This window comes from Streptomyces sp. SID1328 (assembly GCF_009865595.1).
In the GTDB taxonomy this organism is placed as follows: domain Bacteria; phylum Actinomycetota; class Actinomycetes; order Streptomycetales; family Streptomycetaceae; genus Streptomyces; species Streptomyces griseoluteus.
The window spans coordinates 1-9,674 of record NZ_WWKH01000604.1 but is presented as its reverse complement, the minus strand read 5'-3'; the positions used below and the strand labels follow the sequence as shown (position 1 = coordinate 9,674).

The 9,674-nt window shown below is 70.8% G+C and carries 12 protein-coding genes and 1 pseudogene; 12 read left to right on the top strand and 1 reads right to left on the bottom strand.

Annotated features, from left to right (window positions below):
• The 5 genes and pseudogenes from GT030_RS19400 to GT030_RS19380 all read left to right on the top strand — a co-directional run.
• A pseudogene (locus tag GT030_RS19400) lies at positions 1–247 on the top strand (hypothetical protein); the annotation flags it as partial.
• Between the two features lie 183 nt (positions 248–430).
• On the top strand, positions 431–1,168 hold the full coding sequence (locus tag GT030_RS19395; protein WP_161202177.1) for a DUF2993 domain-containing protein: 738 nt from the start codon (positions 431–433) through the stop codon (positions 1,166–1,168).
• A 438-nt stretch (positions 1,169–1,606) separates the two neighbouring features.
• On the top strand, positions 1,607–2,452 hold the full coding sequence (locus tag GT030_RS19390) for a sulfurtransferase (RefSeq protein WP_030804305.1): 846 nt from the start codon (positions 1,607–1,609) through the stop codon (positions 2,450–2,452).
• A gap of 54 nt (positions 2,453–2,506) precedes the next feature.
• On the top strand, positions 2,507–2,794 hold the full coding sequence (locus GT030_RS19385) for a DUF1416 domain-containing protein (protein WP_031183962.1): 288 nt from the start codon (positions 2,507–2,509) through the stop codon (positions 2,792–2,794).
• Between the two features lie 98 nt (positions 2,795–2,892).
• Positions 2,893–3,156 (top strand): DUF3099 domain-containing protein, encoded by a 264-nt coding sequence (locus GT030_RS19380; protein WP_161202176.1) that lies wholly within the window; start codon positions 2,893–2,895, stop codon positions 3,154–3,156.
• Positions 3,157–3,320: 164 nt separating this feature from the next.
• Here the strand turns inward: GT030_RS19380 and GT030_RS19375 are convergent, their stop codons facing one another.
• Entirely contained in the window at positions 3,321–3,683 is a 363-nt protein-coding gene (locus GT030_RS19375) for a DsrE family protein (RefSeq protein WP_161202175.1), read from the bottom strand.
• 233 nt (positions 3,684–3,916) lie between these two features.
• Here GT030_RS19375 and GT030_RS19370 point away from each other — a divergent pair, with 233 nt between their 5' ends.
• The 7 genes from GT030_RS19370 to GT030_RS19340 all read left to right on the top strand — a co-directional run bounded on the left by GT030_RS19370 (position 3,917) and on the right by GT030_RS19340 (position 9,638).
• Entirely contained in the window at positions 3,917–4,576 is a 660-nt protein-coding gene (locus GT030_RS19370; RefSeq protein WP_346009686.1) for a hypothetical protein, read from the top strand.
• A gap of 89 nt (positions 4,577–4,665) precedes the next feature.
• Positions 4,666–5,379, top strand: coding sequence for a hypothetical protein (locus GT030_RS19365; protein WP_161202174.1), 714 nt, complete (start codon positions 4,666–4,668; stop codon positions 5,377–5,379).
• Positions 5,380–5,925: 546 nt separating this feature from the next.
• The gene (locus tag GT030_RS36555) at positions 5,926–6,183 is read left to right on the top strand and encodes a hypothetical protein (RefSeq protein ID WP_237522672.1); all 258 of its coding nucleotides are present in this window, start codon (positions 5,926–5,928) and stop codon (positions 6,181–6,183) included.
• A 221-nt stretch (positions 6,184–6,404) separates the two neighbouring features.
• The gene (locus tag GT030_RS19355; protein ID WP_161202173.1) at positions 6,405–6,980 is read left to right on the top strand and encodes an FABP family protein; all 576 of its coding nucleotides are present in this window, start codon (positions 6,405–6,407) and stop codon (positions 6,978–6,980) included.
• A 68-nt stretch (positions 6,981–7,048) separates the two neighbouring features.
• On the top strand, positions 7,049–7,486 hold the full coding sequence (locus GT030_RS19350) for a Fur family transcriptional regulator (protein ID WP_161202172.1): 438 nt from the start codon (positions 7,049–7,051) through the stop codon (positions 7,484–7,486).
• 10 nt (positions 7,487–7,496) lie between these two features.
• Entirely contained in the window at positions 7,497–8,462 is a 966-nt protein-coding gene (locus GT030_RS19345; RefSeq protein ID WP_161202171.1) for a folate-binding protein YgfZ, read from the top strand.
• A 207-nt stretch (positions 8,463–8,669) separates the two neighbouring features.
• The gene (locus tag GT030_RS19340) at positions 8,670–9,638 is read left to right on the top strand and encodes a CorA family divalent cation transporter (protein ID WP_237522671.1); all 969 of its coding nucleotides are present in this window, start codon (positions 8,670–8,672) and stop codon (positions 9,636–9,638) included.
• The last annotated feature ends 36 nt before the right edge of the window (positions 9,639–9,674 follow it).

The following is a 9,674-nucleotide window of genomic DNA, read 5'->3' as shown; positions in this document are numbered from 1 at the left end:
CACCCCGGTGTCGGTCGTCTTCGCCCTGCTCGCGGGGGCGGGCGCCGGCTTCGCCGTCGGCGGCCTGACCGACCTCGGCTCGCAGGGCGCGGCCCTCGGCGCGGGCGCGGCCGTCTGCGCCCTCATCGGCCACCGGGTCGCTGCCTACGACTACCCCTCCCGCTTCGTCCACTTCACCGCGGGCGTAGCCCTCCCCCTCGCCGCGGCCGCCCCGGCGGTCTGGCTCCTGGGCCGCGTCTTCACCTGACCGGCCCCGCCCCGGCCGGGAGCGATTTCCGGCCGGGGTTTCCTGAATGCGCCGGGGGTAAACGCGGGAAAAGCCGCAGTACGGCGTGGGCCCGTCACAGGTGATCCACAATTTCCGTCCGAGCGGCTCCGGCGGGGCTACGGTGGCGGCGCCGGAACCGAGCCGCCGACCCTTGGGGAGAACATGCGGGCCCTGCGAATACTTCTGATCCTCGTCGTGATCCTCGGCGGGCTCTTCGTGATCGCGGACCGCGTGGCGGTGCACTTCGCCGAGGGCCAGGTCGCGGACCGGGTGAAGGCGCGGGAGAACCTCGCCTCGACGCCGGACGTGGACATCAAGGGCTTCCCGTTCCTCACCCAGGTGGCCTCCGGCTCGCTGGACGACGTGGAGCTGGGCATCACGTCGTACCCGGTGCCCACCGGCACCGAGGGCCGCACGATCCGTATCGACGACCTCGAGGCCGACCTGAAGGACGTGAAGTTCTCCGGCGACTACTCCTCGGCCACCGCCAGGACCGGCACCGGTTCCGCGACCATCGCCTACGACCAGCTCATGCAGGCCGCCAAGACCGAGCCGACCGAGCTGGCGCCCGGCATCACCGCCCGGATCACCGGCCTCGGCGACGGCGGCGACGGCAAGATCAAGGTCTCGGTGAAGCTCGGCATCCCGGCGCTCGGCATCCAGCGGACCATCCCGGTGCTCAGTTCCCTCGACGTCAAGGGCGGCAAGGTCTCGGTGCACGCGGACGCGCTGCCGGTCATCGCGGGCGCCAATCTGGCGGACGGCACCTTCCGCCAGATCACCGACTTCCAGCAGGCCCTGGACCAGCTGCCGGGCGGCATCGCGGTGAGCAGCGTGCGGGCCACGGCGGACGGGGTGCGGATCGGCGTGACGGGTTCGGACCTGAAGCTGGCCGGGTAGGACCCCGCCGGAGCGTCGTACGTCTGTCCGAGTGACGAGACGCGGTGTCCGTACCGCAGATGTGCGGCGGACGTGAAGACCGGGAGGAGCGCCCTCGGGCCCGGAATCCGGGCGCCGGGGCGCTTCTCCTGTCACCGGACGCCTCGGCTGCGACCAGTATCCGGACGATCGCGTCTCATCATGCGACACGCCGGTGACACGTGCGCCCGGATCTCCTTACGATCGACGCCATGAAGCGACAGGCGGATCTCACGAAGCGGCGGGCAGTGGACCTGTGCCGCGTTGCCGCCATGCTCTGTCGCCCCTTCTGAGCGGAAGTCACCGACTCCCGCATCTCCATGCCGCCCTGCTGGAAGGGCATTCGTGCGCCGCCGCACCCGTATGCGCGCGCACCCCTCTCACCGCACGCCACCGTGACTGCCCCGGAGGAGAAAAACCATGAGCCGCAGCGACGTCCTGGTCGACGCCGACTGGGTGCAGGAGCACCTCGACGACCCGACCATCGCCCTCGTGGAGGTGGACGAGGACACGTCCGCCTACGAGAAGAACCACATCCGCAACGCGATCCGCGTCGACTGGACCAAGGACCTCCAGGACCCGGTCCGCCGTGACTTCATCGACCAGGAGGGCTTCGAGAAGCTCCTGTCGGAGAAGGGCATCGGCAACGACACCCTGGTCGTCCTCTACGGCGGCAACAACAACTGGTTCGCGTCCTACGCGTACTGGTACTTCAAGCTCTACGGCCATGACAACGTCAAGCTCCTCGACGGCGGCCGCAAGAAGTGGGAGCTGGACGCCCGCGAGCTGGTCCCCGGTGACGAGGTGCCCGAGCGGCCGAAGACCGAGTACAAGGCCAAGCCGCAGAACACCGCGATCCGCGCCTTCCGCGACGACGTGGTGGCCGCGATCGGCAACCAGAACCTGGTCGACGTGCGCTCGCCCGACGAGTTCTCCGGCAAGCTGCTCGCCCCGGCCCACCTCCCGCAGGAGCAGTCCCAGCGCCCCGGCCACGTGCCGAGCGCCCGCAACATCCCGTGGTCGAAGAACGCCAACGACGACGGCACCTTCAAGTCCGACGAGGAGCTGAAGGAGCTGTACGCGGCGGAGGACGTCGACCTCGCCAAGGACACCATCGCCTACTGCCGCATCGGCGAGCGCTCGGCGCTCACCTGGTTCGTGCTGCACGAGCTGCTGGGCGTGGAGAACGTCAAGAACTACGACGGTTCCTGGACCGAGTACGGCTCGCTGGTCGGCGTGCCGATCGAGCTGGGCGCAGCCAAGTAAGTCAAGCAAGCAACCCCGACCGACCTTCTGGTCAGACCCCTTACGGAGAAAGCCATGTGTGGAGCGAAGGCCGGCGGCCCGGACGCCTCGACGATCAAGCCCGGTGAGACCACCATCCAGGGGCAGGTGACGCGGGACGGCGAGCCGGTGACGGGCTATGTCCGCCTGCTGGACTCGACGGGCGAGTTCACCGCGGAGGTCCCCACCTCCGCGACGGGGCAGTTCCGCTTCTACGCGGCCGAGGGCACGTGGACCGTACGCGCCCTGGTGCCCGGCGGCACCGCCGACCGCACGGTCGTCGCCCAGCCGGGCGGTCTGGCCGAGGTCGCCATCGCCGTCTGAGACGTACGCGGACGCTCGCGGCCGGGGCAGGGGCCGCGCCCACCGGGTTGGACACCTGGGGCGCGGCCCTTCCGGCTGTCCGGCCCTACTCTGGACTCATGTACGCACGGCGGCGTCGCTGGTACTTCGTGATGATGGGGGTCTGCGTCGTCCTCTTCGTCCTCGCCTGGGCGGTGGTCCGGATCTGGTCCGTCCCCGCGGCGGTCGGGATGTGCCTGTTCGCCATGGTGATCCCGCCGGTGGCCGCGATGATCGCGAACCGGCGCGGGCCGGAGGACCGGTGGTGGGACGACCCTTCCGGGGACCCCGAGTCCGACGACTGGTGGGACGAGCTGGACGGCAAGAAGCGCCCGCGCCCCTGAGAGGTCCGGGGGCGGCCGGCGTCGATCACGCAGAAACGATTGCCCTCGTGGTGCGGCGCGTACCCAGGGGGCCCGCCCCCAGGACTCCGCGGGCCGCCGCACGTCGGCGGCCCCAGCACGATCGTCCCGACCCTCGGCATGCGCCGATTCCGGCAGGCGGACGATCAGTAGACGAGGGCCTGCGTGCCGTCCGCCATGACCTCCTGCACGAAGACCTGCGCCCCGGCGATCCGCACGCCCTCGATGACGTCCGCCTCACCGATGTCCCGCCGCACCGCGCACTGCGTGCACAGCGTGACCCGGCCCGCCGAGAGCACCGACTCCAGCAGGTCCTGCAACGGCGCCGCGTGCGGCAGCTCGAACTCAGCCGCCCGCCCCGGCAACGCGAACCACGCCGACTCCCCGGTCAGCCACAAAGACACATCCACCCCACTCGCCACGGCCACCGCCGCCACGGTGAACGCCTGAGAACACCGCTCCGGCGCATCGGCCCCGGAGGTCACCTTGATCACGAGCTTGTTCGCCATGACCGAATCGTAATCCGGCGGCCTGCAACTACATGGACATGCCATGGGTCTGCTGTGGAGCGCGGACCACCGGGTCCGTGCTTCCTGTCCTGTGGGGGGACGACACATTGAGCACCACGGAAAGTCCGGAAAGACCGGCACCCGAGCAGGCCGAGAGCCCTGAGCCACTCGAGGCCGCGCCTGTACCGGCGCCGCGCCGGAGCCGTCGTGTCCTGCGCCGGCTGACCCTCGCCGTGGCGCTCGGGCTGGTCGCCGGGACCTGCGCCGGTTACCTCGTCCAGGCCGGCCGTACGCCGGACAAGCTGCCCCCGCTCTCCCAGCCGTCGCTGGCGCAGGCCGCGGGCAGGGGTCCCGGGCCGCTGTCCGCCGCCCAGGACCACCAGGTCAAGGCGGACGGCGATCTGCGCAAGCTGCTGCTGAAGAAGCCGGGCGGCACCCGCACGAACCCGCACATCGAGAGCGACGACGGCTGGCTGGACCTCACCGCCTACGCGGAGCTCTACACCAAGCCGGACGTGGCCTTCCGCGAATTGCTCGGCGGCGAGTTCCGCCGCGCCGCCATCACCGGCTGGACCGAGTCCGGGAACCGCACGGTGGAGATCCGGCTGGTCCAGTTCCGACAGGTGGAGGCACAGACCGCCGTCGACCGGGCCTTCTACGCCCGCACCTGGGCCGCCGATGACGACCACACCCGGAGCTGGCCCGTTCCGGGCACGGGCGACGGCGAGATCTTCGTCCACGACCGGCCCGAGAGCCGCTTCGGCTCCGGCTACCTGGCCGAAGCGCATGCCTGGCGCGGGGACATCGCCATGGAGATGTGGGTCAGGGACACCAAGCCGGTCCCGCCCGCCCGGGTCCGGGAGCTGGCGCGACAGCAGATGGAGCGGCTGTGAGCACTGACGCTGTGAACACCGACGTTGCCGGTACTGACGTTGCGGGTACTGACGTCACGAGCACACCTGCCCGGCCCCGCCGCACCACCATGATCGTGGGCGCCGTCCTCGCCCTCGCCACCCTCGCCGGGATCGCCTGCACCGCCGCCGTGGTGCACGGGGCCGACCGCTCGCCGGGGGCGCCCAACTGGCGGCTGCCGGTGGCCACCAAGGAGAAGCCGGCTCAGGAGAAGCAGTCCGGGTTGCGCGCGCTGCTCCTGCCCTTCGGCGAGGAGCGGTACGTCCGGGGCCCGGACGTGGAACAGTTCGGCTCGGACACCGAGCTGACGGGACGGCAGACGTCCGACCTCCTGCGCCAGTCGCTCCGGAGCCTGCCCCGGTCCCAACGGCTCCAACTGGAACGGCAGTACGAGAAGAACCCGGTCAAGGGCATGGCGGTGCGCAGTTACGCCAGTACGCCCCTGGCAGGCGAGGACTCCGGCGCCTTCACCGTGGAGATGGTGCTGACACGGGGGGACCGGAAGACACTCCGCTCGCGCAACCGCTCCCAGCAGGAGTTCCTCGACACCATGAAGGTCTTCCGCAAGGGCCCCGCGATCAAGGGCCACGAGGACCACGCCGCGTGCTTCCTGCCGCCGGCCGTCGAGGGGGAGAAGCTCGAGTCGATGACGTGCTCCGGCTACGTCGGAGACATCGGCGTCACCGCCTGGATCGAGGGCACCGCGTCGTTCGACCGGAAAGGGGCCGCCGAAATGATGCGCGCCCAGTTCGACCGTATTCAGGAACCGGGTGAGGCCGTATGACCGGGTCGCAGACCCCACCGATGCCCGACCTGCCGCCCGCGCAGGCGGGAAAGGACCGCCGCCGCACGCGCGCGGTCCTGCGCTGGGCCGCCGTCGTCGCCGTGTTCGCCCTCACCGGGACCGGGACGGCGTACGGGATCAGCCGGGCGGACCGCGCGGACCTGCCCGGCCTCGCCACCCGCTCCGATGGGCGCTGGGAGTATCCGGCGCTGGTCAAGCCCCCGCTGCCGTCCGGGAGCCCCGGACCGCTGGCCGCCGGGAACAAGGCGGGCACGCACTACGCCGACCTGCGCGCTCTGCTGCTGCCCGCGCCGAGGAACGCCACGGTGGACGGGGCACTGCCCGGCGCGGACGGCTGGCTGCCCGTGAAGGACTTCCTCGCGCAGTACGACGCGGAGGGGCGCGGGGAATTGGGGCAGGCGCTGACCGACCGCGGGCTGCGGCACGTGGCGAGCCGCGGCTGCCACCCCGGACGGCACGCGCACCCGCATCGATCTGCTCCAGTTCGCGACCGCCGAGGTGGCCGAGGGGTCGGAGAGTGTGTTCGTGAGCTACGACGGGCCCCTGCATCCGCTGCGTGGTGGCCCCGTATTCGAGCCGGAGGGCTTCCCGGAGGCGGCCCGGCTGGACGACGTCTGGCTCGCCGCGTTCGCCGAGGCCGCGCCCTACGGCAAGGAGCGGACGCGGGTGGCGTACGCGACCGCCGGGGACACCGTCGCCATGGTCACGCAGTCCCGTCCGGGGGGCGCGGCGGCCGTTCCGTTCTGGCAGACGGTGACGTTGCAGAGCGAGCTGCTCGCCTGAGGGCCACCTCGCCAGGAGACTCCGACCCCGGCCGCGTAAGCTGGGCGCGGCTCTGTCGTACGTCCACTTCCGCTCAAGGAGCACACCCGTGGAGATCTTCTTCGAACTGCTGCTGGTCCTGGTCTGCGTCGGCGTGCTCGCCTTCGCCGGGCTGACTGTGAAGAAGCTGTACCAGGGCCAGCGCTGAAGCACCGCCCCAGAACCGACAGGAACGGCCGCTCATGATCGAGATCCCGTCTGACCTGCACAAGGACCTCGTCCCCCTCGCCTTTCTGCTGGGCAACTGGGCGGGCGCCGGGGTCCACGACTTCCCCGGCTCCGAGAAGTGCAACTTCGGCCAGGAGGTGACCTTCACCCACGACGGCCGGGACTTCCTGGAGTACCAGTCCCGTACCTGGGTCCTCGACAACGAGGGCAACAAGGTCCGCCCGCTGGAGTCCGAGGCCGGCTTCTGGCGGATCGACGCCGAGCGCAAGATCACCGTCACGATGACCCGTGACGACGGCGTGGTGGAGATCTGGTACGGCGAGCTGGCGGACAAGAAGCCCCAGATCGACCTGGTCACCGACGCGGTCGCCCGCACCCCGGAGTCCCCGGCGTACACCGGCGGCAAGCGGCTGTACGGCTACGTCAAGGGCGACCTCATGTGGGTCGGCGAGAAGCAGACCCCCGAGGTCGAGCTGCGCCCCTACATGTCGGCACAGCTCAAGAAGGCCGTCACCCCCGAGGACGTCGAGCGCTGGGCGAAGGACCTCCCCGAGGACATGCCGGACGACGGCATCGCGTTCTTCAAGTAGGCCCGTGCCGAACCGGGCCGGCCTCCCGCCGAGCGGGGCGTCCGGCCCGGCGGCCCTACACTTCCAGTGTGGTGAGCACCGACTGGAAGAGTGATCTCAGGCAGCGCGGCTACCGGCTGACGCCGCAGCGGCAACTCGTGCTCGAAGCCGTGGACTCCCTGGAGCACGCGACGCCGGACGACATCCTCGTCGAGGTCCGGAAGACCGCCTCCGGGGTCAACATCTCCACCGTGTACCGCACGCTGGAGCTGCTGGAGGAGCTGGGCCTGGTCAGCCACGCCCACCTCGGCCACGGCGCGCCCACCTATCACCTCGCCGACCGCCACCACCATCTCCACCTGGTCTGCCGGGACTGCGAGAACGTGATCGAGGCGGACGTGGAGGTCGCCGCGGACTTCACCGCGCGGCTTCGCGAGCAGTTCGGTTTCGACACCGACATGAAGCACTTCGCGATCTTCGGCCGGTGCGCGGACTGCGCCCTGAAGAGTTCAACCACCCCGTCGTAGGCTGGCCTGTATGAAGAGCCCCCTGCTGTCCCTGCCCGGCGCCGTTCCCGCCGAGGGCGTGGACGAAGGCGTCGCCGCTCACTACGGCGACCTGTTCCGCGAGCAGCGTTCCCTCGCCGACGGCACCGGCTTCGTCGACCTCTCCCACCGGGGCGTCGTCGCCGTGAGCGGCGCGGACCGGCTGAGCTGGCTGCATCTGCTGCTTACGCAAGCCGTCAGTGACCTGCCGGCCGGCGAGGCCACCGAGGCGCTGGTCCTCTCCGCCAACGGGCACATCGAGCACGCCCTGTACCTGGTGGACGACGGTACGACCGTGTGGGCGCACGTCGAGCCCGGCACCCAGGAGGCGCTGATCGCCTACCTGGAGTCGATGAAGTTCTTCTACCGCGTCGAGGTCGCCGACCGCACCGCCGACATCGCGGTGGTCCACCTCCCCGCGGGCTCCATCACGGAGGTCCCCGAGAGCGCGGTGGTCCGCGAGACGCCGTACGGCCGTGATCTCTTCCTGCCGCGCGAGCAGCTGGAGGAGTTCGCCGCCCGCTCCGGCCCGGCCGCCGGTCTCCTCGCCCACGAGGCGCTCCGGGTCGAGCAGCACCGGCCCCGCCTCGGCTTCGAGACCGACCACCGTACGATCCCGCACGAGCTGGGCTGGATCGGCACCGCCGTGCACCTCCAGAAGGGCTGCTACCGGGGCCAGGAGACGGTCGCCCGCGTGCAGAACCTCGGCAAGCCGCCGCGCCGCCTGGTCTTCCTCCACCTCGACGGCAGCGACGTCCACCTCCCCCCGCCCGGCACCGAGATCCGCCTCGCGGACGACGGCCCCGACGGCCGCAAGATCGGCCAGGTGACCACCTCCGTACGCCACCACGAACTCGGCCCGGTCGCCCTCGCCGTCATCAAGCGCAACGTCCCCACCGACGCGCGGCTCGTGGCCGGAGACACGGCGGCGGCCCAGGAGACGGTGGTCGAGCCGTAGGGGAGCGGCAGACCCGGTTCCGTACCGCGCTCGGGCCCGGGGCGTACGCCTGGGTGCCGAGCCGCGCGGCGCACGAGGCCGGTGTCACCTCCGCGCCGCCGTCATCCGTCCGGCGCCTGCTGTGGGGCGCAGGGGTGGCTGCGGTTGCGGGGACGCCGGCGGACGGAGAGGCTGCAGGCACAGGGCCCCGGGAGCGACGGCGGAGCGATGACTGTAACGGTGGTGTCGATGCCGGAGGTGACCGTCACCCGTACGGACTTCGCCGGCGCCAGGGAGCGGTTGGCCGCGGATTCCCTGCTCCTCGTCGACGTCGAACTGCCGCCGGACGCCGCGTCGGTGCCACTCGCCGCCCGGCTGGGGCTCGATGCCGAGGAGCTGGACTGGTTCGGCAGGGCCGGAGAGCCGACGCGGGCGGACTTCCTGGGGGACCGGGCCGGTTTCGTGGTTCCCGTGGTGCAGGAGGACGCGATCAAGCATGTGCACGTCGTGGTCACCGAGCGCTTCCTGGCCACCGCGCACCACGGCCAGGGGGGCCTCGCCCACAAGATCGCCCAGGGGCTGCGGCACGAGCGGCCGGCCGACCCGGTGCACATGCTCTTCATCGTGCTCCAGGAAGCCCTGGCGACATTCCGGCTGTCCGCGGTGCGGAACCTGCTGGAGACCGAGGAACTCGAGGACGAGATGTTCGAGGACCGCAAGGCCGAGCAGCTCCAGTCCCTGGCGCGACTCCGTCGGCGCTCCGCCCAGTTGCACCACGCCCTGCTGCCTTTCCTCCAGGTGACCGACGCGGTCCTCACCCGGCGGATGATCAGCCCCTCCTTTCCCGAGGAGCGGCAGCGCTCCGCCCGGGAGTTCCAGACCGCCGGACGGCTGGTGCTGGCCGACATCGAGTCGCTCCAGGAGGCCACCCGCCGGTCGTTCGCCAGCTACTCCTCGCTCGTCGCGGGTGAGCAGAACGGGGTGATCAACCGGCTGGCGATCGTATCGGTGATCTTTCTGCCGTTGTCGTTCCTCACCGGGTTCTTCGGTATGAACTTCACTTTTCTGACCGACAAGTTGGAGACCAGGGACGACTTCTGGCTGCTCGCCATCGGGCTGCAGGCGCTGGTTCTGCTGGGCTCCTTGTACGTGCTGCACCGCACCCGCATCTGGCGCCGGCTCCTCGACGAGGACTAGGTCCTGTCTGACCATTCGCGTCGTCGCCCGAAGGGC